Below are 20,606 nucleotides of genomic sequence, written 5' to 3'. Positions count from 1 at the left end.
TGTTCGGCCGCTCCATGATAGGCCAGCCCGGTTACAGCGAAGCGCCCGCCTCATGACCGGCACCGAGTGACCGACGGCGCGCGCCGCCAAGCCTTGTCAAAGATTGGTGCCCCCGACGCGCCGCAGGCGCCAGGCGACGGCCACACCCGCCAGTCCTGCCGCCGCCACGATGAACGACGCGGACGACCAGCCAAAGCGGTCGATCGCGCCGCCCACCGCCACTGGTCCGATGACCTGCCCCAGATTGCTGCCCTGCATGACCAGCCCCACCGACGCCGCGGTCAACGCCGGACGTGGCGCCACCTGCGGCGCGGTGCCAAGTAGCGTCGCAGGGATCAGCCCGCCCACTGCCGAAAACAGCACGCACAGCAGAAAGGTGGTCATGGCCGGCAGCGCGGAACCAAAGATCAGCAGCGACACACCCGCCATCACTGCGCTGGCGCAGGCGATCAAGGTGGACCGCCGCCAGCCGCGTGCAAGCAGCACGCCCGCGCCCAGATTGCCCACCACGTTGGCGGCGCTGGCAATGGCGCTGTACAGCCCGGCCGCCGCCAGCGTCAGCCCCAGTTGCTCCATGAGCAGCACCGGCAGGAAGGTGAACAGCGCGAAGAACATCAGGCTGTAGAGCGTGAATGACAGCGCCAGCAGCATCGGGCCGGCCGCGCCCATGGTGTCGACCGTGTCCTGTCGTAGCCCCTGCCACGACAGGGGCGCGCCGCGAGGCGTGGGCGGCGCCAGCACGGCGATGCTGGCAAGCGCCACGCCTGCAGCGATGCCCGCGCACCACCAATAGGCGTGCCAGTCGTCGAACGCCTGCGAGGCGAGCATCGCGATTGCCATTCCGGCCGGCATGTAGCAGCTCCAGAGTGCAAAGGCGAAATCGCGGCTGCCGCCGGTGACGATGCGCTGCAGCGCGGCAGGCCCCGCCACCGTAATCATCAGGAAACCCAGTCCCTCGATCACCCGGGAGCCAAGCAGCACGCCATAGCCGGGCGCCAGCGCGCCCACCGCCGTGCCCGCCGCGGTCGCCGCCAGGCCCAGGATCAGCATGCGCCGGGCGCCAAAGCGCGCGATGACCCCGCCCGCCGCGATGCCGCCCACCATGCCCAATATCGAAAATACCGCCGTCAGCGTGCCAATGGACGTGAGGTCCAGCCCCATATCCGTGCGCAGCAGCGGCGCGGCGATGATGACCTTGCCCACCTGCAACGCCGCCACGACGCCCGCGCCAACGATGGCCAGCACCGCGCCCCAATGCGGGTGCCCGATGGCACGTTCCGCCCCTTCGACCTTGTCCATCCCACCCTCGCTTTCACCAAGATTCCGGCATCATGCCTCGCAAAATTGATTCCGCGAAGTGATAACCTTTCGACGATCTTGATCGAACAAATAGATCAACCTTCCCATGATTGACGCGCTGACCCTGGACCAACTGCGTGTGTTCTCCGCCGTCGCAGACACCGGCAGCTTTCGCGCGGCCGCCCGCCGCTTGTCCCGTGTGCAGTCCGCCGTGAGCCACGCCATTGCCAACATGGAGGCGCAACTGGGCGTGCCGCTGTTCGACCGCACCGGCCATCGTCCCGTCATGACGCCGCAGGGCCAGGCGCTGCTTGCCAATGCCCGCGACATCCTGCTGCGGGTCGATGCGATGCGCGCCCGCGCGCAAGGCCTGGGCGAAGGCGTCGAGCTGGAGCTTTCGCTGGTGGTGGATACGCTCTTTCCGATCGAACGGGCTGGTGCGGCGCTGAACCACATGCGCGCGGCGTATCCCTCGGTGGCGATGCGTGTCTCGGTGCTGCCCTTGGGCGGACCGGTCGACGCGCTGTTGGCCGGCACGCACACATTGGGCATTCTTGCAGGCGAGCATTTCCGGCATCCGCGCATTGCGGTGCAGGCGCTTGGCGCCATCCAGATGGTGGCCGTGGTCGGCGCTTCGCATCCCCTGGCGCAGACTGCGCGCGCCGGCCGCGCGCTTACCGCGGCGGAGCTGGCGGATCACCTTCAGATCGTGCAGTCCGATCCCTCGTCGCTGTCGGAGGGCCGCGACTTTGCCGTGCTGTCGCCGCAGACCTGCCGCGTCAGCGGCCAGGACACCAAGCACGCGCTGATCCTGTCCGGGCTCGGTTGGGGCCGGCTGCCGCTGTGGCAGGTCGAGCGCGACCTGGCCGAGGGCCGCCTGCTGCGCGTGCCCACCGCCAGCCTGGGCCGCGACAGCCAGATCACCACCGAAACCTATCTTGCGCACCGTATCGACCGGCCGCTGGGACCGGCCGCGCGCGCGCTGGCCGCGGCGCTGCACGCCGGCATTCACCCCTGAGCCTTGGGCGGCTGCGCGTAGCTCACCCCCATGCCGGCGCGCACGTCGTTCTGGATGCCATAGGGCGCGATGGGATAGCGCAGGCCATTGGCTGCCAGCTCCTTCATGCCCTCGATGGCAATCGGCAGATAGCGGGGAGGCAGCGCCATGAGCATTTCTTCGTCGGGCACGCCGCCATAGCGGCGCTCGGCGAAACAGGGCAAGGACAGGCTGGGCTCGCCGGTGGCAAGCGCCCTGCCCCAGGAATCCGCACAGGCGGTTTCCCCCACGACGCTCCAGTCAAAGCGCCGGTAGTTCTTCCATTGCAAGCCGTTGATCAGGATGATCATCTGGCCCGGCGTGGCGTACACGAGGCAGATGTCCGGCGGGTCGAGGCGCCCCGATGCCAGCGGCGACACGACCATGGCGCGATACTTGTCCGCCGGCACACAGGTCAGCGCCTCCTGGCGCGCCCGTGCATCGGCTTCGGTCGCGTGCCAGACCCCCACATATTCCTTGCCGCGCTTCCAATCTTCGTCCTGTGGCCCCAGCCCGATGACCGCGCGGCATTGCGCGCCGACCAGATCGTCGCCCGTAATGCCAACCGTCCAGCCCAGCCTTGCCGCCATGCCCACGATCTGGTCCGTGGTGTGCGTGGCCTTGGGCCGGCGCAGGCCCTTCACCCCCGCCATGTCGGCTTCGTGCTCGTAAAGCTTCATGCCGATGACAGTGGTCTTCAGCCGCAGCAGCCGGTTCAGGTCGTCGACCAGCGACCCCCAATCGAGCGCGGTTTCCTGCCTTGTCTCTTCCATGTTCGTCCTTTGGACTGTTGTTTGCGGTCTGGCGCGCCGGAGGCCCGCGCTGCCGCACGCGGTCAAGACTACAACGCGTCAGGCGAACCCGTCGATGCCCCGCATCAGCGCCGCCGCCATGCGCGGCTGGCGCAACTGGTCCAGCCACCAGCGCAGCGCCCGGCCGTCGTGATCGCCGCGCCAGGCGAGGTACAGCAGGTTGGGCTCGCGCGGCGTCTCGGTGGCCATCTCGACCAGTTCGCCTCGCGCCAGCAGCGAGGCCACGCGGTGGCGCGGCACCCAACCCACGCCCAGGCCTTCGCGTTGTGCCAGGATTTTGGCGCGCATGCTGGGCACGGCCAATGTCACCTGCCCGCCTACCCTGCCGTACCCGCGCGCCGACGAGCCGCGCGCCGTGTCGGCGACGACGACGGCGCGATGTTGCTGGATCTGGTCCTGGCGCAACGGCCCCTTTGCCTTGGCCAGCGGATGGCGCGGTGATACGGCAAACAGCCATTCCATCTCGCCCAACGCCGCCCATTGCAGGTTCGGCATGGTCTGCGGCTCGTTGGTCGCGCCCACAATCAGGTCTGCCCGTCCCTCGCGCAGCGCTTCCCACGTGCCGCCCAGCACTTCGTGCGTGAAGCGCAGCCTGACGCCTGAATCCAGCTTGTCGAAGGCCCCGACCAGCGGCGCCATCAGTTCGAATTCCAGGATCTCGTCGCTGACGATGTGCAGGCGATCTTCCCAGCCGCTGGCCACCTGCCGCACGCGCTGCGTGAGCCGGCTGACGTCCTGCGCCAGCCGCGCGGCTTCGTCCGCCAGCAATTGGCCGGCGGGCGTCAGTTGCAGCCGATACCCGCGGCGGTCGAACAAAAGGGCATCGAAGCGTTCCTCCAGTTGCCGCGCGGCGTGCGACACGGAAGACGGCGCCTTGCCCAGCCGGGCGGCCGCCCGGGACAGGCTGCCGCTATCGCGGATGGCTTCCAGCAGTGAGAGTTCATTGGCAGTCAGCATCGCGGACTCAACATAGTGGGCTGTACCTCTAGGGATACACGTTCCGGGCCAAACATGTGCAATTTCTTCGAACGTGTTTGTGCGTCAGATCGTACGACAAACCACCGGGCCAGGCGCAACATGGCTACACCTCACCTCCACACCAAAGGAACCCGTCATGAACCGTTTTGAACAAAAGACCGTCCTGGTCACCGGTGGCACCAGCGGCATCGGCCTCGCTGCCGCCCAAGCCTTTGCCGCCGAAGGCGCCCGCGTCATCGTCACCGGACGCGACACCGCGGCGCTGGAAAAGACCCGCGTCACCCTGGGCGGCAACGCCTTGGTCATCCAGAACACCGCTGGCGCGCCCGGCGCGGCGGCGGCCCTGGCGGACGCATTGGCCTCGGCAGGCGTGCGCCTGGACGCCGTCTTCGTCAATGCAGGCATCGCCAAATTCGCCACGCTGGCCGACGCCACCGAAGACCTGTGGGACCAGACGTTCGACACCAACGTCAAGGGCGTGTTTTTCCAGTTGCAGGCGCTGGACCCCTTGCTCAACGCGGGCGCCTCCATCGTGCTCAACGGGTCCATCAATGCCCATATCGGCATGCCGGCGTCGTCGATCTACGCGGCCAGCAAGGCGGCGCTGATCTCGCTGGCGAAAACGCTGTCGGCCGAATGGCTGCCGCGCGGCGTTCGGGTCAACGTCGTCAGCCCCGGTCCGGTCACGACGCCGATCTACGGCAAGCTGGGCCTGGACGCCGACACGCTGGAGAAGACCGCCGCCAGCATCCAGTCGCAGATTCCGCTGGGCCGCTTCGGTACGCCGCAGGAAATCGCCGCAACCGTCCTGCATCTGGCCGCGCGCGAATCGGCCTTCATCGTTGGCACGGAGATCATTGCGGACGGCGGGATGAGCCAGCTTTGAGCCGGAGCCGGGCCGATGGCCGGGCGGTGCTAGGATGCGGGGCATGACTTCGATCCTGCACGCCCACCCCATCGACCCCGCCGTCCGCGAACGCGTGATGGCGACCCTGCAAGACATCGAGCAGCGCCACGACGTGCGCGTCCTGCTCGCCTGCGAATCCGGCAGCCGCGGCTGGGGCTTTGCCTCGCCCGACAGCGACTACGACGTGCGCTTTCTGTACGTACACAAGCTGGACTGGTATCTGCGCGTGGCGCCGCAACGCGACGTGATCGAACTGCCGATTGACGACGAACTGGACGTCTCGGGCTGGGAGCTGCGCAAGTCTCTGCAACTCTTGCGCGGTTCCAACCCCACGCTTTTCGAGTGGCTGGATTCGCCCATCATCTATCGCCAGGACGACGCCGTCAGCGCGTGGCTGCGGCATTTCCGCAGCGCGTACTTCTCCAGCACCAAGGGGCGCTGGCACTACGTTGCCATGGCCGGCCGCAACTTCCGCGAATCGCTGCAGGGCGACACGGTTCGCCTGAAGAAGTATCTGTACGTCCTGCGCCCGGTGCTAGCCGCCCAATGGATCGACAGCGGCCGGGGCGTTCCGCCGATGCGCTTTGCCGATCTGGCCGACGTCATCATCACCGACACCGCGTTGCGCGCCGAGATCAATGACTTGCTGGCCATCAAGATGGCGGCGGGCGAAGCCGAGCACGGTCCTCGCTTCCCGCTGATCCACGCGTATCTTGAATCGACCTTGGCCGAACTGGAAAAGGCGCCCTACTTCGACCGGCCCGACGGCCAGACCGAGACGCTGGACCGGTTTTTGTATGAGGTCGTCACGGGCGCGCCGCTGACGTATTGAGCTGCTGGACCAACGGCCGCCGATGCCCGTTGCGACGGCGCGCCCTCCCTCATTGCCGCGCACAAACGCGTTTCACGTATCATCACCGGCCCCTTTATCTAGATGGAACAAGCGAGCATGTCCGACACCACCAAGCCCTTCGACGTCCAGAACTTCATCGCCCAAAGCATGGAAGGCATGCAGGCCGCCACCACGGCGCATTGCGCGACCTGGCACCTGGACGAGGCCGAGCAATGGTCGGTGGACATGGATAGCGGGCTGATCGTGTTCCAGCTTCCCGGCGGCATCGTCGCCACCGCGCCGGTGCAGATCATCGGCACGTCCAACAGCGAGGACGGCAGTTTCCTGTGGGGCTGGGACCACCCGTCGGTGCCGGCCGAGCTGGCCGAGCACGCGCAACTGGCGTTGGCGTTCGGGCGTGCGCATGGACTGCCCGCTTATACCGAACGCAAAGTCGATTGCGACGACGCCCAGGCCTGGGAGTTCACCGCCGTCGCCATGCGGCTGGGTGAAGCCTCCGGCTCGTATCGCGCGCAGGCGTCCGAGACGGCGCATGTGTGGATGACATTCGGGAAAGTGTCGCTGTCGAAGGCGGAAAGCGAGTGACGGTGGCGTCAGGGGCCATCGGCCTGCTGCTGGCCGTTGTCCTTTGTGCCCTGCTGCATGTGATGGTGATGGCCTTCGCGGGACGTGCGCTGGGCGTGGCGCTGGACGAACTGTCGTTCGGGCTGGGGCCGCGCCTGTTGCGGATGGGTAAGCTCAGCATCCGGCTGCTGCCCATCGGCGGCGCGGTCCGCTTCCAGACGGCGGGCGACACGATGCCGGCGGATGACGCGGACATTCACCCGCAACACCTGGAAGCGCAGCCGCTCTGGGCGCAACTGTTCATCGGCGCTTCCGGCTGCCTCGCGCTGATCGCGTTGGCGTGCGCGCTGCTCGGCGGCATGGCGGGCGTGCAGGCGCTGACGGGTGGATTTGCGAACATCATCAGCGGCGCGCTGTCGCCGCTGCACACGGCGCAGGCGCTGCTGGCGCGCGTGGATGGCGCCGCGCAAAGTCTGCCATTTTCCACGTTGCTGGGCCTGACCGCCGCCACCACGGCAGCGCTGAACCTGCTGCCCTTGCCGGGCGCGAACGGCGGTTACCTGTTGGGCGCGCTGGGAAAAAGCGCCGGCTTGGGCAAGCATTGGCCGGCATCCGTTACGCAGATCCTTCTGCTGGCTTATGTGGCGCTGGCGGCGTCCTGGCTCGTCGCGGCCGTGGTGTATCTCAGCAATGGTGTCTGACACCCGAGTGAAAGCAGGTGTCTGACACCTTCGCGCCTTACCGATACAGCACCGTCGGCAGCCACATGCCGATCGCCGGGAACATGTACAGCAGGAAGATCGCGACGACCTGGATCCCCATGAACGGCATCATGCCCAGGAAGATCTGATTCAGCGTCACGTGCGGCGGCGACACGCCCTTCAAGTAGAACGCCGACATGGCCACCGGCGGGGACAGGAACGCGGTCTGCAGGTTCAGCGCGACCAGCAAGCCGAAGAACAGCGGATCGATGCCGAACGTATTGAGCAGCGGCACGAAGATCGGCATGAAGATCACGATGATCTCGGTCCATTCCAGCGGCCAGCCGAGCAGGAAGATGATGATCTGCGCCAGCAGCAGGAACTGAATCTGCGTCAGACCCAGCGACAGCACCCATTCCTCGATGATCCGCTGGCCGCCCAGCAGCGCGAACGCCGCCGAGAAGATCGATGACCCCACGAACAGCCAGCACACCATGGCGCTGGTCTTGGCCGTCAGGAACACCGATTCGCGCAGCACCGGCAGATTCAGCCTGCGATACGCCAGCGCCAGCAACGCCCCGCCCATCGCGCCCATGGCGGCGGCCTCGCTGGGCGTGGCGAGGCCAAAGCCGATCGAACCGAGCACGGCCGCAATCATCACCGCCAGCGGAAAGAACGACGCCATCAGCATCTTGAAGATTTCCAGCCGCGCCCACGTCAGCGCGGCGTAGAACACTGCCAGCATCACTGCGCAGACGCCTGCAAAGATCCAGAAGCCGGTGGGCGCGGGCTTGCGGGCGTCGGCCGTTTCGGGTGCGGCCTGCTGTGCAGGTGCGGCCGCGCCTGCTGGCGGCTGGGCGGCGGGCGTGCCCGGCGGTTCGCTCAAGCCCGACGCGGCGGGCGCGCTACCCGGCGGTTCGGCAAGTTCATTGGACGGCGGTTCGGGCAGGTCATTGGACGGCGGCTCGGCCAAGCCGTCCGTGGGCGGTTCGCTCAATCCAGAGCCGGAATCGAAGCCGCCCGAGCCCAACTGCAGTTCGGAGGGAATCTCGTACTCCACAGCGGGCTTGGTCAGCGCATGATGCACCACCGCCAGCATCAGCACCGTGACCAACAACGGCGACAACGCCATCGCCATATTGCGCGTCAGATAGCCAAACGACACCGCGCTGTTGCGCCGGCCCTTGAACATGGCGGCCAGCATGCCCGATACGGCGCGCGTGTAGGGGCCCGCCGCCAACGCGGCCGTGTCGGGCGACAGCGGCACGCCGCGTTCGCTCTCGGGCAGCGGCGGCGCCATGTCGGGACGCAGCTTGGCCACGATGATGACGTACACCATGTACAGAATCGCCAGCATGAGCCCGGGAAAGAGCGCACCGGCATACAACTGCACGACCGACACGCCCGTGGTGGCGCCGTACACGATCAGCATCACCGACGGCGGCAGCAGGATGCCCAGACAGCCGCCCGCCGTGATCGAACCTGCCGTCAGGCGCACGCTGTACCCCGCCTTCAGCATCGCCGGCATTGCCAGCAACCCCATCAGCGTGACCACCGCCCCCACAATGCCCGTCGCCGTCGCGAAGATGGCGCACGTCGCCAGCGTGGCCACCGCCAGCGCGCCGGGCAGCCGCGCCAGCGCCAGATGCATCGACCGGAAGAGCTTTTCGATCAGGTTGGCGCGCTCGACCAGATAGCCCATGAACACGAACAGCGGAATCGAAATCAGCGAATCGTTCGTCATCGTGGCGTACGTGCGCTGCACCATCAGGTCCAGTGTCTGTCCGAGCGACCGCCCCGGATCCGAACTCTGCATGTAATACGCCAGGAACGTGAACAGCACGCCCATGCCCATCAGCGTGAACGCCGTGGGAAAGCCCAGCATGATCGCCACCACGATCAGGGCCAGCATCAGCAGCCCGATGTGGCCGGTGGTGAGGTTGTCCCACGGCGTCAAGAACGCGATCATCAGCAGCACCAGCGCGATGCACGACAGGCCGAACCACAATGCCTTGTGGATTTTCATCGCTGGGACTCCCCGGAGTTGACGTAACGATCGAGCTTGGCGATGTCTTCGTCCTTCACGTGCACCATCTCCTTGAGCTTGTCGACGTCCACTTCCTCGACGTCCTCTTCACGCGACGGCCACGCGCCCTGTTTCAGGCACAGGATGCAGCGCATGACCTCGGCCACGCCCTGCAGCAGCAGCACTGCGCCGGCAGCGGGTATGAAGGCTTTGAATGGATAGATCGGCGGCCCGTTGGCCATCAGCGAGGAATGCTCGCGGATGGCGATGGAATAGCCGGCGTAGTACCAGCCCGCCCACACCAGGGCGATGACGCCCGGAAAGAAAAAGACGATGAAGAGCAGCAGGTCCAGCCCCGCCTGCACACGCGGCGGCAGGAATCCGTACAGGATGTCCCCGCGCACGTGCCCGTTCTTGGCCAGCGTATACGCCCCGGCCATCATGAACAGGATCCCGTAATACATCATCTGCAGGTCGAACGCCCAGGCGCTGGGCTGGTTCAGGATGTAGCGCGCCGCGACTTCCCAGCACACATGCAGCGTCAGCACCACGATCAGCCAGGCAAAGGTCTTGCCCACAAGGGTGGAGATGCTATCTATGAAACGTACGATTCGGATCATCGAAGGTCCTGGAGTCGGATCCGCTCAGGCCGCGGCAAACCTGCCGCCGGCGCGCACGGAACCTGGACGCATGGCGAAACCCCGCGCGCCGGCCAGGCGGCGCGCGGGTGCGGCGCAGGACGGCGTCAGGCCGGCTTGGTGCTGCGCGAGAAGTAGTGGTTGTAGGCCATGCGGTAGTTGACGGTGGTGTCGCCGTGCCAGCGCCCCACCCGCTCCGCGAACGCCCGCTGCGATTCCAGCACCTTCTTGAACAGCGGATTCTCGGCCGACCGCTTGGCGATCATCTCGTCCCAGATCTTGAGCTGCTGCTGCAGGATCGCGTCCGGCGTCTTGTAGAACTTGACGTTGTGATCCTTCTGCAGCTTGATGTAGTCCTGCGAATAGCGGTTCGCCGCCTTCCAGGACATGTCCGCGCTGGACGCCTGCGCCGCATAGCTCAGGATGTGCTTCAGGTGTTCGGGCAAGGCGTCGTACTTGGCCTTGTTGAACAGCACCTCGAATTGCTCAGCGCTCTGGTGAAAGCTCTGCAGCATGCAGATCTTGGAGACGTCCTGGAATCCCAGCGCCAGGTCGGAAGACGCGTTGTTGAATTCCGCCCCGTCCAGCAGCCCGCGGTCCAGGGCCGGCACGATTTCCCCGCCGGGCAGCGCATTCACGGCCGCGCCCATCGCGGTGTACATGTCGATGGCCAGGCCCACGGTACGGAACTTCACGCCCTTGACGTCCTCGACCTTCGTGACCGGCCGCTTGAACCAACCGAACGGCTGCGTCGGCATCGGTCCGTACATCAGGGACTGCACGTTCACGTTCATGGCCTTCTGGATCTCGACCAGCAGCTCCTTGCCGCCGCCGTATTCATGCCAGGCCAACAGCATGTTGGCATCCATCCCGAAAGACGGACCGGACCCCCACAGCGCAACTGCCGTGTTCTTGCCGTACCAGTAGGCCACCACGCCGTGGCCGCCATCCAGCGTCCCGGCCGACACCGCATCCAGCAAGTCGAACGCCTTGACCACGGCGCCCGCGGGCAGCACTTCGATCTTCAACTGACCGCCGGCCATCTCGTTGACCTTGTTGGCGTAGTCGCGGGCGAATTCGTGGAAGATGTCGTTCGCGGGCCAGGTGCTCTGGAAGCGGAAGGAAATGGGCGCGTTCTGCGCTTTGGCGATGGCGGGAAATCCTAGCGCCGCGACCCCTGCGGCGGCTGCGCCGGAGATGAATTTGCGGCGGCGGGGCTTTGTAACGTGTTGCATGGCTTGTTGTCTCCTGGGGTGGACTACATGGACCAGCGTGTTGTTACTACGGCTGCAAGGGTGTGGCACAGATTGGCTGCTGCGAGCCATCCGATGCCGGTTGATGCGTCTGATGCGCAACTTTGGAGTGATTAAACCTGCCTGACAAACGGCTGACAATCAGCTTTTAGTCAGGAATTACCCTAGAAAACGGACTAGCCTGAAATAGCAAAAGGCCAGCAGGCCGCGTGGCGCGGCGTGCTGGCCCGATGCGCTGAAAGGCGGGGCTATACCGCCGACACGGAACCCGCATCTCCCCCGCCGTGCAGCTGTGGCGGCGACGTCACGATCGACGTCAACGCCGGCTCGGCAGGACGCAACGCCGCCAGATCCGGCCTTGGGCGCTGCAGCACGTCCGAGCCCGCAAACGCCTGCTCCATCGCCTGCGCCGCGGCCAGCACTTCACGGTCTGCGCGAAAGCGGCCCACGATCTGCAGCCCGAACGGCATGCCCTTGGCGTCGCGCCCGCACGGCAGCGTCAGCGCCGGGTGCGTGGTCAGCGTGACCACATACGTCAGTGCCAGCCAGCGGTAGTAGTTCTCTTGCGCAACGCCGTTGATCTTGTCCGCGTACAGCTGCGTCCACGGAAACGGCGACACCGGCGTGGTGGGCGAAAGGATGAGGTCGTAATCGTCGTAGGCGCGCTGAAAGCGCTTGATCAGGCGCGTCTGCTCGGCCTGCGCCCACGCGCAGTCCTTCAGGCTCATCGCCGCGCCCATTTCGAAATTGGCGCGGGTATTGGGACCCAGGCTGGACGGATCCTTCTCGTAGGCGTCGCGCATACCCGCCACGAAGGCTTCGGCGCGCAGCACGTCGAAGCACCGGTGGGCCTCGCCCACATCCAGGTCGATCGGATCGCAGGCGGCAAACAGATGCCGCATCGCGGCGATCTTTTCGCGGAAGGTGGCGCGGATGCCGTCATCCACGTCGCACGCGCCGAAGTCTTCGGTGTAGGCCACACGCAGCGAGCCCAGGTCCGCGACGCCGGGGTTCAGGAATTGCAGCGGGTCCAGCGGATAGCTGAGCGGATCGCCGGCATGCATGCCCGCGGACGCCGCCATCTGCAGGCAGGCGTCGGCCACCGTGCGGCCCATCGGCCCGACCACCGAAATCGGCGTCCAGCCCAGCGGCTTGCGCACGCTGGGCACGACGCCCGGCGACGGCCGGAATCCGACCACGCCGCACTTGGACGCGGGAATGCGCAGCGAGCCGCCGGTGTCCGAGCCCGTGCAGACCGGCAGCATGTCGGCGGCCAACGCTGCGGCTGAGCCGCCCGACGAACCGCCTGCGTTCAAATTCGGATTGAACGGATTGCCGGTCGCGCCCCACACCGTGTTGCGCGAGTTGGCGCCCGCGCCCATTTCGGGCACGTTGGTCTTGGCAGCGACGATGGCGCCGGCGCGGCGCAGGCGCGCCACCAGCTCGATGTCCTCGTCGGGCACGTGGCCGCGATACAAGGGCGAGCCGTACGTGGTCAGCACACCGGCGGTGGGTTCCAGATCCTTCACCCCCATCGGCAGGCCGTGCAACAGGCCCAGCGGCTCGCCCGCCATCACGGCGCGCTCGGCGGCGCGCGCTTCCGCCCTCGCCCGCTCATAGGCGGTGGCGGTCACCGCGTTGATGTACGGGTTCACGGCCTGGATGCGCGCGATGCAGGCCTCCAGCAATTCCACCGGCGAAAGCTGGCGGGCGCCGATCATGCGCCGCAGCTCGACCGCCGTCAGGGATACCAGGGTGTCGTCCAATGCCATCGTCGTCTTCCTTCAGTCGATCTTGATGTTGGCCCGCTGCGCCACTTCACGCATGACGGGCAGTTCCTGCTGGATCAGCGCCTCGCCTTCAGCGGCGCTGGCGAAGGCGGCTTCGAAGCCTTGCGCCTCAAGGCTCTTGACCACCTCGGGCGATTCGACGGTCGCCTTGAGCGCCTTCTCCAGCCGCGTCTTCACGTCGGCCGGCAGGCCACGCGGCGCGGCGACCATCAGCCACGTATCCATCGCGACCGACGGATAACCCTGTTCCGCGAACGTGGGCACGTCGGGCAGGAAGGCGGAGCGCTTGGGCGCGGACACCGCCAGGACGCGCACCTTGCCCTGCTTGCTTTGCGGCAGGGCCGCGGCCACGGTGTCGACCGAGAACGGAATCTGTCCGCCGATCAGGTCAGTCATCGCGGGCGAGCTGCCCTTGTACGGCACATGCGTCATCTTCAGCTTGGCGGCCGAGGTAAAGGCCTCGCCCACGAAATGCGCGGTGGTGCCGGTGCCGAACGATCCGTAGGGCGGCTGATCGTGAGCCGGGTCCTTCACATAGGCCACGAACTCCTTCAAGTCCTTGACGGGCACCTTGGGGTTCGCAAGCAGCGCCAGACCGGTGCGGCCGACAATGCCGATCGGCTCGAAGCTCTTGACCGGGTCGTACGGCAGGTTGGCTTGAATGGCCGGGTTGACCGTGAAGGTCGTGCCTGAACTGACCAGCAGCGTGTAGCCGTCCGGCGCGGCCTTGGCGACGAAGCTGGCGCCGATCACCGTGCCAGCGCCCGCGCGGTTTTCCACCACGATCGTGCGCCCCAATTCCTGCCCCAGTTTCTGCGCCACCACGCGGCCCAGCACATCGGTGGCGCCACCCGGCGGGAAAGGCACGACCAGCGTAATCGGCCGGCTGGGATAGGCGTCCTGGGCCACTGCGGGCGCGACGGCGCCGACGGTGCTGGCAAAAGCGAGGCTGACTGCAAGAAACGAGGTTTTCATGGCGGTGCTCGATGGGGAGGTGGTGGATAAGCGGCGCGTCTGTCGGCGCCTAGTTGCCGGCCGCGAGCGAACGCCCGCGGCTCAGGAATCGGTCATATTCTTCGTCCGGCACGAACAGCCCGCCGGTGGTCCAGGCCAGGTGCGTCGCGCGCGGCAGATGCGCGGCAAGGCCGTGCGCGCGCAGCCATGCGCGGCCGGCGTCGGTGCCGCACAGATGGCGCGGACCGCTGAAACCCGCGGCCGCGGACGGTTCGATGCGCAGTCCTTCGCTGTCCTTCAGGCGCGCCAGGTCGGCGTACAGCGTGTCGTCTTCAACGGTGTAGACGCCGCGCAGTTGCGCGCCCACCGCCGCGTACGCCAGCTCGGACGCCGTCGGAACCGCCAGGCCGTCGGCCTCGGTCACGTTGGTCAGGCCGACGTCGTACACCGACGCGGACGCGGACGCACCCGGCAGCTCGCCTTGGCCGGCCATCATGCGCACCAGGAAACACGGCGACTGCACCGGCTCGGCGAAGAAGCAATGCACGTGCGGGCCGTACAGCTGGGTCAGGCCGAAGGCGATCCCGCCCGGCGCCCCGCCCACGCCGCAAGGCAGGTAGACAAACAGGGGATGCTCGGCGTCGACCTGCACGCCCGCTTCGATCAATTGGACGCGCAGGTGCAGCGCGGCGGCGGCGTAGCCCATGAACAGGGACGCCGACCGCTCGTCGTCCACGAAATAGCCAAAAGGATCGGCTTCGACCTGCGCCCGGCCCGCGGCCACGGCCTTTTCGTAGTCGCCCGCGTGCTCCACGACCTCGACGCCGCGCGCCCGCAGACGCGCCTTCTTCCATTCCTTGGCATCGGCAGACATGTGCACGGCCGACCGGAACCCCAGCGCCGATGCAATCACGCCGATGGACAGGCCCAGGTTGCCCGTGGAACCCACGGCGACCTGATACCGGCCGAACACGGCGCGAGCTTCCGGACCGGCCAGCTTGCGGTAATCATCGCCCGGCAGCAGCAACCCTTCGCGCAGCGCCAGCGATTCGGCAAATTCCAGCACTTCGTGAATGCCGCCGCGCGCCTTGATGGAGCCGGCCACCGGCAATGCGTGGTCCGCCTTGATCCACAACCGGCCGGCGTCCGGCGGCAGGCCGATCGCTACCTGCATGGCCGCGGCAGGGAGCAGCGGCGACTCGATCACGCCGCCCGTCTCGGCCAACTCCGGAAACAGCTCGGCGAGCAGCGGCGCGAATCGCGTAAAGCGTTCCTGCGCCGACAGCACCTGATCCATCAGGAAATGCGCACCCGGTCCGCTTGCGGGCGCCGGCATGTCCGGGCCTGTCCACAGCACCGGCTTGGCCTGCCGCAGGGAATCCAGAACGGGGGATTGGGAAGGAGCGTCGGATTGAAACATGGCTGTGGTAGCGAATGGGAAGCGCAAATAATGCCCACATCCTAGAGGCGGCCAGCGCTTTGCAGCAATATCAATGGTTAGAATTCTTCTTTGCGTTTTCCGCAAACCTTGGAGTTGACCATGAACCCCCGCGTCCTGCAGGAGATTTCCCTGCGCTATTTCCTGGAAGTCGTGCGCACCGGCTCGGTCAGTGAAGCCGCGGGGCGCCTGGATGTGGCCCCCTCGGCCGTCAGCCGCCAGATCGCCCGCATCGAACGGGAACTTGGCACCTTGCTGTTCGAGCGCCGCGCGCGCGGCATGGTCCCCAACGCCGCCGGCGAACTCCTGGCCGCGCACGCCAAGCGCATGCAGCAGGACGTGGAACGGGTAGCGGGCGACATCCTGGCGCTGCGCGGCCTGCGGCAGGGCCATGTGCGCATCGTCAGCACCGAGGGCTATGCGTCGGAGTTCGTGCCGGCGGCCATCGCGGCTTTCCGGCAGCACTACGCGGGCATCCGGTTTTCGCTGGACGTCTGCTCGCAGCAGGAGATCCCCCAGCGCATCCGGGACGGCTCGGCGGATATCGGCATCACCCTCAGCCTCACGTCGCAGCGCGACATCCGCGTGGAAGCGCGCGTGCCGGCGCCGGTGCGCGCGATCCTGGCGGCAGACCATCCGCTGGCCGACCGGCGCGAGATGGCGCTGGCGCAGCTGATCGCCTATCCCCTGGCCCTGCCCAGCCCCGATTCCACTTTGCGCCAGCTGATCGACATCAGTTGCAGCCGCCAGCAACTGCATTGCGAGGCGGCGTTCACCAGCCGCAGCATCGACGCGCTGGTCGGGTTTGCCAGCGCGGGCGGCGGCGTGGCCTTCTGTGGTGAACTGGCCATCCGCAACCGCCTGCAATGGGGAAAGATCGTCGCCGTGCCGCTACGCGACCGCGAAATGAACGAACGTCACTTCGAGGTGCAGACGCTGGCCGGACGCATCATGCCCGAGGCCGCCAAGGCGTTCATCGCCAGCATCGCGGAGGCCGCACGGGCAGCCTCCGGACCGGTCGGGCCGGCTTGAGACCGGGCCGGGTAATGCCGGGCCCGGGTAAAGCCGGGCCGTGCAAGGCGGCCCGCATATCGCCCGCGATCAATACTGGTAGCGCATCGTCAGCATCGCGCTGCGTCCCGCGGCCCACGCGCCCTGGCTGTAGAAGCCGATCTGGCTGTAGTACTTGCGGTCGAACACGTTGTTCACGTTCAACTGCGCCGACAGGCTGCGGTTGAAGCGGTAGCGCGCCATCAGGTTGGTGATGGCGTAGCTGCCCTGGCTGACGCGTTCGTCGCCGTTCGGGCCGCTGGCGATGGTGTAGACATGGCTTTGCCAGTTCACGCCGCCGCCGATCGTGAGGCGGTTCCAGTCGCCCGGCAACTGATACGTCGTGAAGACGCGCACCAGGCTGCGCGGCTGGTCGGTCTGGATCGCGTTGCCCTCGCCGTCGCTGGCCGTCCAATGCGACCATCCCGCCGCCACATTCCAGCCCGGCGTCACTTCACCCGACATTTCCAGGTCGAAGCCGCGGCTGCGTGTGCCTTGCGCGGCCGTGTAGGCCTGATTGGTCGTGCCCGGCACTATCTGGCCCGGGTCGACCTGCGCCACGTTGTCCTGGTCGATCTGGAAGATCGCGGCGCTGGCGTTCAGACGGCCCTCCAGCCATTCGCCCTTGATGCCGGCCTCGTACGACTTGCCTTCCAGCGGATCCAACCAGTTGCCGTTGCGGTTCTGGTAGGTCTGCGGATTGAAGATGCCGGTGTAGCTGACGTATGCCGTGTAGGTGTCGTTGATGTCGTACAGCAGGCCGGCGTACGGCGTGAAGGCGTTCTTGTCGAACTCCGTGCGGCCTTCTCCGCCAAAGCCGATCGAGTTCGTCTTCCACGTGCTGTAGCGCCCGCCCACGATGAGCTTGAGCGGATCGGCCAGGTTCAGGCGCAACGCGCCGTACCAGCCGGTCTGGGTGGTGGTGTAGCGGTTGGCGATGATGGAATCGTTCCAGTCCGGTTCGGGATACGAGCCGTTCCAGTTCAGGAAGTTGCCGACGTCGGCCGCATCGATGGCGGACCGGTAGTTGAAATCGCCCTTCTGCCGGTTGAAGCTGGCGCCGACCACGGCTTCGTGGCGGCGGCCAAACAGCGTGAATGGACCGTTGGCCTTCAGGTCCAGCGCATTCTGTTTGCGGTCGCCCAGATACCAGGCGGGCGACGCGCCCATGCCCAGGCCGGTTTCGCGGTCCGGCCAGCCGTACAGATACAGCAGCTTGCCGTCCATTTCGTTCTTGGAATACGAGCCCACGGCCTGAACGCGCCAATCGTTGTCGAAGCGATGCTCCAGGCTGGCAAACGCGCCCTGCGTCGTGCTGCCCCACGAGGTCCACCGCGCGCCGGTATTCAGCGACCGGCGCCAGTCGGTGCGGCCGCCGTCGGCGTACCAGAGCGGAAAGCCGCCCCAACTGCTGCCCTGCGGCTCGTTGTCCTGGTAGTTGTAGCCCACGCTGAGCGTCGTGCGCGAGGTCAGGTCGGCGTCCACGACGCCGTAAAAGACCTTCTTCTTGTTCTGGTAGTAGTCCAGGAACGAATGGTTGTCCTGGTAGGCGGACACAATGCGGCCGCGCACAGTGCCTTCGGCATTGAGCGGCGTGGACAGGTCGGCCGTCACGCGATAGGTGTCCCAGTTGCCCACGCCCGCGCTCAGGTCCGCCTTGAACTCACGGCTGTCGGCGTGCTTGCGCACCAGGTTGATGGAGGCCGACGGATTGCCGGCGCCCGTCATCAGGCCGGTTGCGCCGCGCACGACCTCCACCCGGTCATAGATGATGGGGTCGACGGACGACTCGCCCGCCGCGTAGCCCACGTCGAACGCCGTGGGCACGCCGTCGTACATGTAATTGGTGATGCTGAAGCCGCGCGAATTGAACGTGTAGCGTTCGCTATCGAAGTTCTGCACCGAAATGCCCGGCGTGCTGCCCATGACGTCCGCCAGCGACCGCATGTCTTCGTCATCCATGCGCTGGCGCGTCATCACGGTGACCGACTGCGGCGTCTCGCGCAGCGACAGCGACAACCCGGTGCTGGCCGCCGTGGCGCGCGGCGTGTAGGACCCCGTCCCCTCGGTGGTGTTCGGATTGGCGTTCTCGCCCACCACTTGCACCGAAGGCAGCGTCGACACGTTGGCGTCCTGCGCGGCAACGGCCCCCGAGGCCAACGCCAGGAAAACCGCCGCCGACGTGCGGCGCAGCATGAAACGTGGGTGAACGATGTGGCCGCGTCGGGCGCGTCTTTCTGCTTGCATTGGGCTTCCTACCGAGTGGGTCAAAAGGGTGACAAATCGGCAGGAAGTTTAAATGCAAATCCTTCTCATTTCCATCTACTGTTGTTTTTCCCCATTTTTTCTTAATCCTGCGGCTTGCCCGGCCGCTGCACCGCGCGCACCTTGCCGCTTTCGCCGCCGCCGCAATAAAACCGGGCGCCGCCATCGGATTCCAGGCCCGACACGCCAATGCCCGCCGGCATCTCGACGGCCTCCAGCACTTCGCCGGTGCGCGGTTCAAGACGCCGCAATTCGCTTTCTTCGGCTTCCCACGTGCCGTGCCAAAGCTCGCCGTCCACCCATGTGACGCCTGTCACGTAGCGGTTGGAGTCGATGGTGCGCAGCACGTTGCCGGTTTCGGGGTCGACCTGATGGATCTTGCGGTCGCGGTAGGCGCCGACCCACAGGCTGCCTTCCGCCCAGGCCAGGCCAGATACACCCTCGCCGCCGGGCGCCGGGATGGTGGACAGCACCTTGCCGCTTTGCGGATCGACCTTCTGGATCCGGCCATCGGCGATCTGATAGAGGTGCGTGCCGTCAAAGGCCGTGCCCGCATTCGCGGTGATGTCGAGCGAGCGCGACGTCTGTCCGGTGGCCGGGTCCAGGGCAACGAGGCTGTCGCCCGTGGCGAACCACACCTGCTTGCCGTCATAGGTCAGCCCATGGACGGCCTCGACGCCCGGGAACGGGCCATATTCACGGAGGATTTCGGCTTGTGATCGTTTCATGGTGGCTTCCTTTTGTAGGGGTGCTTCCATGCTACTGGGCGGGCAGAATCGCCGGGAGTAACAAGCTTGTCGTGAATCCAGGCACCGGCGGCAGCATCCAGCGCCGCGCGCGCCCCTGGCCGAAGGCCTGCACCTTGCCGGTCTCGGCCAGGGCGTCAAGCGCGCGCTGCACGGTGCGCTGGCTCGATCCGAGCACCAGCGCCAGCGCCGAACTCGACCAGCCTTCGCCATCAGCCAGAAAGGCCAGAAGCGCCCCCTGCTCCGGATCCGCTTCGTCGCCGGCCGGCGCCAGCACCGCAACGTCGCAAGCGCCCGCAGGCGCAAGCGCATAGCCGTGCCGAGTGGCGTGGACACCGGCCAATGGGCGGATCGCGGTGCGCAGGCGGCCCATCTCGACGCGCAGGCGCGCACGATGCGTCTCGTCAAAGTAGCGCGTGCGAAACGCCTGGGCGATCAGCGCGTCGCGCGTCACATCCTCGGGCCAGGCTTGCGCCAACGCCCGCGCCAGCGCAAACAGCACGGGACGGCCAGCCAGCGCGACAGCCGTTTGCCCACCCCGCACAGCGAACCGGCAGGCATCCACGACCAGCGTGCCGGACGCCAGCAAGGCTTCGACCTGGTCCAGCGACAACGTGCACTCGCCGTCGAGTCCGATACGCCGGGCGGCTGGCTCGTCCAATGTCCGCGCCGCTTGGGCCACTTCCGCCATCAGCGCCGCAATTCCGGCCCGCTCCGCGCATTGTTCCGCGCGCGCCAGCGCTGCGCGAGCGGCGGCCGCCTGCTGGCGGCGTAGTGCGATGCCCGCGACGATCAGGTCCTGGATGGCCCGCGACGCCCAAGGCAGTGAGCCGGCATCCACCTGCGCGAGGGTGTGCTCCGCGTCTTCCAGCCGCCCCAGCAGCAACTGGCGGCGCGCCGTCAGATGACCGGCATGCGCCGCGTTGACCACGTCGCCGTGCGCCTTCAGCGTGGCGCGCGCCGTATCCAGCGCCTTGTCCGGGTGGCCCAGATCTCGCGAAGCCAGCGCGATCTCGGCCTCGGCAACCACGCAGCGGGCCCGCGCCACCGCTTGCCGCGGACCAAACCCACGGGCGGCGCTACGTAGCAGCGTCCTGGCGCGGGGCAGATCGCCCAGTTGCGCGAAGGCAATGCCGCGCAAGGCCAGCGCGGGCGCGTCGCTGCGCAGCGCCACCTGGTTCAACGCGCCCAGCGGGTCGCCTGCGGCCAACGCGCGCGCCGCCGTTTCAATCAGAAAGTCCATGGAAAGTGCGGCACTGCCTGCCCCGTTGTTCTGGCCCGGGCACCAATCTACAC

18 protein-coding genes are annotated in these 20,606 nt (G+C 66.9%); 6 read left to right on the top strand and 12 right to left on the bottom strand.

Features of this window, described 5'->3' with window-relative positions:
- Window positions 1-96: 96 nt before the first annotated feature.
- Window positions 97-1,299 (bottom strand): CynX/NimT family MFS transporter, encoded by a 1,203-nt coding sequence (locus MHZ91_RS04595; protein ID WP_239212662.1) that lies wholly within the window; start codon window positions 1,297-1,299, stop codon window positions 97-99.
- A gap of 106 nt (window positions 1,300-1,405) precedes the next feature.
- Between MHZ91_RS04595 and MHZ91_RS04590 the strand changes: the two genes are divergently transcribed.
- Window positions 1,406-2,317, top strand: coding sequence for a LysR family transcriptional regulator (locus MHZ91_RS04590; RefSeq protein WP_239212661.1), 912 nt, complete (start codon window positions 1,406-1,408; stop codon window positions 2,315-2,317).
- Here MHZ91_RS04590 and MHZ91_RS04585 read toward each other — a convergent pair.
- Together MHZ91_RS04585 and MHZ91_RS04580 are read right to left on the bottom strand one after the other, a co-directional pair.
- Window positions 2,308-3,108, bottom strand: a complete 801-nt coding sequence (locus tag MHZ91_RS04585; protein WP_239212660.1) for a DUF169 domain-containing protein — start codon at window positions 3,106-3,108, stop codon at window positions 2,308-2,310. The genes MHZ91_RS04590 and MHZ91_RS04585 overlap by 10 nt on opposite strands.
- A gap of 78 nt (window positions 3,109-3,186) precedes the next feature.
- Window positions 3,187-4,104: a LysR substrate-binding domain-containing protein gene (locus MHZ91_RS04580; RefSeq protein ID WP_239212659.1), complete on the bottom strand. Its 918-nt coding sequence runs from the start codon at window positions 4,102-4,104 to the stop codon at window positions 3,187-3,189.
- Between the two features lie 157 nt (window positions 4,105-4,261).
- Here MHZ91_RS04580 and MHZ91_RS04575 point away from each other — a divergent pair, with 157 nt between their 5' ends.
- From MHZ91_RS04575 to MHZ91_RS04560, 4 genes are all read left to right on the top strand, one after another.
- Entirely contained in the window at window positions 4,262-5,011 is a 750-nt protein-coding gene (locus tag MHZ91_RS04575) for an SDR family oxidoreductase (protein WP_239212658.1), read from the top strand.
- A 43-nt stretch (window positions 5,012-5,054) separates the two neighbouring features.
- On the top strand, window positions 5,055-5,864 hold the full coding sequence (locus tag MHZ91_RS04570) for a nucleotidyltransferase domain-containing protein (protein WP_175136294.1): 810 nt from the start codon (window positions 5,055-5,057) through the stop codon (window positions 5,862-5,864).
- A 117-nt stretch (window positions 5,865-5,981) separates the two neighbouring features.
- Window positions 5,982-6,470 (top strand): DUF6882 domain-containing protein, encoded by a 489-nt coding sequence (locus MHZ91_RS04565; RefSeq protein WP_239212657.1) that lies wholly within the window; start codon window positions 5,982-5,984, stop codon window positions 6,468-6,470.
- Window positions 6,467-7,150 carry a site-2 protease family protein gene (locus tag MHZ91_RS04560; RefSeq protein ID WP_239212656.1) on the top strand — a complete coding sequence of 228 codons (684 nt, stop codon included), beginning with the start codon at window positions 6,467-6,469 and terminating at the stop codon, window positions 7,148-7,150. Before MHZ91_RS04565 ends, MHZ91_RS04560 begins: the two co-directional genes overlap by 4 nt.
- A gap of 37 nt (window positions 7,151-7,187) precedes the next feature.
- On the opposite strand, the gene MHZ91_RS04555 is transcribed toward MHZ91_RS04560, so the two are convergent.
- The 6 genes from MHZ91_RS04555 to MHZ91_RS04530 form a co-directional block, all read right to left on the bottom strand.
- The gene (locus tag MHZ91_RS04555) at window positions 7,188-9,176 is read right to left on the bottom strand and encodes a TRAP transporter large permease subunit (RefSeq protein WP_239212655.1); all 1,989 of its coding nucleotides are present in this window, start codon (window positions 9,174-9,176) and stop codon (window positions 7,188-7,190) included.
- Window positions 9,173-9,796, bottom strand: a complete 624-nt coding sequence (locus tag MHZ91_RS04550) for a TRAP transporter small permease subunit (RefSeq protein ID WP_175136290.1) — start codon at window positions 9,794-9,796, stop codon at window positions 9,173-9,175. The genes MHZ91_RS04555 and MHZ91_RS04550 overlap by 4 nt, the downstream gene beginning before the upstream one ends.
- A 125-nt stretch (window positions 9,797-9,921) precedes the next feature.
- Complete coding sequence (locus MHZ91_RS04545; RefSeq protein ID WP_239212653.1) at window positions 9,922-11,049, bottom strand: TRAP transporter substrate-binding protein; 1,128 nt, start codon at window positions 11,047-11,049, stop codon at window positions 9,922-9,924.
- A 266-nt stretch (window positions 11,050-11,315) separates the two neighbouring features.
- Complete coding sequence (locus MHZ91_RS04540) at window positions 11,316-12,839, bottom strand: amidase (RefSeq protein WP_239212651.1); 1,524 nt, start codon at window positions 12,837-12,839, stop codon at window positions 11,316-11,318.
- Window positions 12,840-12,851: 12 nt separating this feature from the next.
- Complete coding sequence (locus MHZ91_RS04535) at window positions 12,852-13,832, bottom strand: tripartite tricarboxylate transporter substrate binding protein (protein ID WP_175121258.1); 981 nt, start codon at window positions 13,830-13,832, stop codon at window positions 12,852-12,854.
- A 49-nt stretch (window positions 13,833-13,881) separates the two neighbouring features.
- Window positions 13,882-15,231: a D-serine ammonia-lyase gene (locus MHZ91_RS04530; protein ID WP_239212649.1), complete on the bottom strand. Its 1,350-nt coding sequence runs from the start codon at window positions 15,229-15,231 to the stop codon at window positions 13,882-13,884.
- A gap of 120 nt (window positions 15,232-15,351) precedes the next feature.
- On the opposite strand from MHZ91_RS04530, the gene MHZ91_RS04525 reads away from it, so the two are divergent.
- On the top strand, window positions 15,352-16,281 hold the full coding sequence (locus MHZ91_RS04525; RefSeq protein ID WP_175121256.1) for a LysR family transcriptional regulator: 930 nt from the start codon (window positions 15,352-15,354) through the stop codon (window positions 16,279-16,281).
- 69 nt (window positions 16,282-16,350) lie between these two features.
- Here MHZ91_RS04525 and fhuE read toward each other — a convergent pair whose 3' ends face one another.
- From fhuE to MHZ91_RS04510, 3 genes are all read right to left on the bottom strand, one after another.
- Entirely contained in the window at window positions 16,351-18,546 is a 2,196-nt protein-coding gene (gene fhuE, locus MHZ91_RS04520; protein WP_239212647.1) for a ferric-rhodotorulic acid/ferric-coprogen receptor FhuE, read from the bottom strand.
- A 101-nt stretch (window positions 18,547-18,647) separates the two neighbouring features.
- Window positions 18,648-19,292, bottom strand: a complete 645-nt coding sequence (locus MHZ91_RS04515) for a PQQ-binding-like beta-propeller repeat protein (RefSeq protein WP_175136282.1) — start codon at window positions 19,290-19,292, stop codon at window positions 18,648-18,650.
- Between the two features lie 31 nt (window positions 19,293-19,323).
- Complete coding sequence (locus MHZ91_RS04510) at window positions 19,324-20,553, bottom strand: helix-turn-helix domain-containing protein (protein WP_239212645.1); 1,230 nt, start codon at window positions 20,551-20,553, stop codon at window positions 19,324-19,326.
- Window positions 20,554-20,606: the final 53 nt, after the last annotated feature.

The sequence above is a fragment of the Achromobacter sp. ACRQX genome, assembly GCF_022346505.1.
GTDB lineage: Bacteria > Pseudomonadota > Gammaproteobacteria > Burkholderiales > Burkholderiaceae_B > Achromobacter > Achromobacter animicus.
The sequence above is the reverse complement of the archived record's forward strand: the minus strand, read 5'-3'. Positions and strand labels throughout refer to the sequence as shown.

Coding starts and splice junctions, on each gene's coding strand:
- MHZ91_RS04555 (WP_239212655.1), bottom strand. CDS start 9,176: ATGAAAATCCACAAGGCATTGTGGTTCGGCCTGTCGTGCATCGCGCTG.
- MHZ91_RS04585 (WP_239212660.1), bottom strand. CDS start 3,108: ATGGAAGAGACAAGGCAGGAAACCGCGCTCGATTGGGGGTCGCTGGTC.
- MHZ91_RS04515 (WP_175136282.1), bottom strand. CDS start 19,292: ATGAAACGATCACAAGCCGAAATCCTCCGTGAATATGGCCCGTTCCCG.
- MHZ91_RS04530 (WP_239212649.1), bottom strand. CDS start 15,231: ATGTTTCAATCCGACGCTCCTTCCCAATCCCCCGTTCTGGATTCCCTG.
- MHZ91_RS04545 (WP_239212653.1), bottom strand. CDS start 11,049: ATGCAACACGTTACAAAGCCCCGCCGCCGCAAATTCATCTCCGGCGCA.
- MHZ91_RS04580 (WP_239212659.1), bottom strand. CDS start 4,104: ATGCTGACTGCCAATGAACTCTCACTGCTGGAAGCCATCCGCGATAGC.
- MHZ91_RS04565 (WP_239212657.1), top strand. CDS start 5,982: ATGTCCGACACCACCAAGCCCTTCGACGTCCAGAACTTCATCGCCCAA.
- MHZ91_RS04525 (WP_175121256.1), top strand. CDS start 15,352: ATGAACCCCCGCGTCCTGCAGGAGATTTCCCTGCGCTATTTCCTGGAA.
- MHZ91_RS04510 (WP_239212645.1), bottom strand. CDS start 20,553: ATGGACTTTCTGATTGAAACGGCGGCGCGCGCGTTGGCCGCAGGCGAC.
- MHZ91_RS04550 (WP_175136290.1), bottom strand. CDS start 9,796: ATGATCCGAATCGTACGTTTCATAGATAGCATCTCCACCCTTGTGGGC.
- MHZ91_RS04570 (WP_175136294.1), top strand. CDS start 5,055: ATGACTTCGATCCTGCACGCCCACCCCATCGACCCCGCCGTCCGCGAA.
- fhuE (WP_239212647.1), bottom strand. CDS start 18,546: ATGCAAGCAGAAAGACGCGCCCGACGCGGCCACATCGTTCACCCACGT.
- MHZ91_RS04535 (WP_175121258.1), bottom strand. CDS start 13,832: ATGAAAACCTCGTTTCTTGCAGTCAGCCTCGCTTTTGCCAGCACCGTC.
- MHZ91_RS04575 (WP_239212658.1), top strand. CDS start 4,262: ATGAACCGTTTTGAACAAAAGACCGTCCTGGTCACCGGTGGCACCAGC.
- MHZ91_RS04595 (WP_239212662.1), bottom strand. CDS start 1,299: ATGGACAAGGTCGAAGGGGCGGAACGTGCCATCGGGCACCCGCATTGG.
- MHZ91_RS04540 (WP_239212651.1), bottom strand. CDS start 12,839: ATGGCATTGGACGACACCCTGGTATCCCTGACGGCGGTCGAGCTGCGG.
- MHZ91_RS04590 (WP_239212661.1), top strand. CDS start 1,406: ATGATTGACGCGCTGACCCTGGACCAACTGCGTGTGTTCTCCGCCGTC.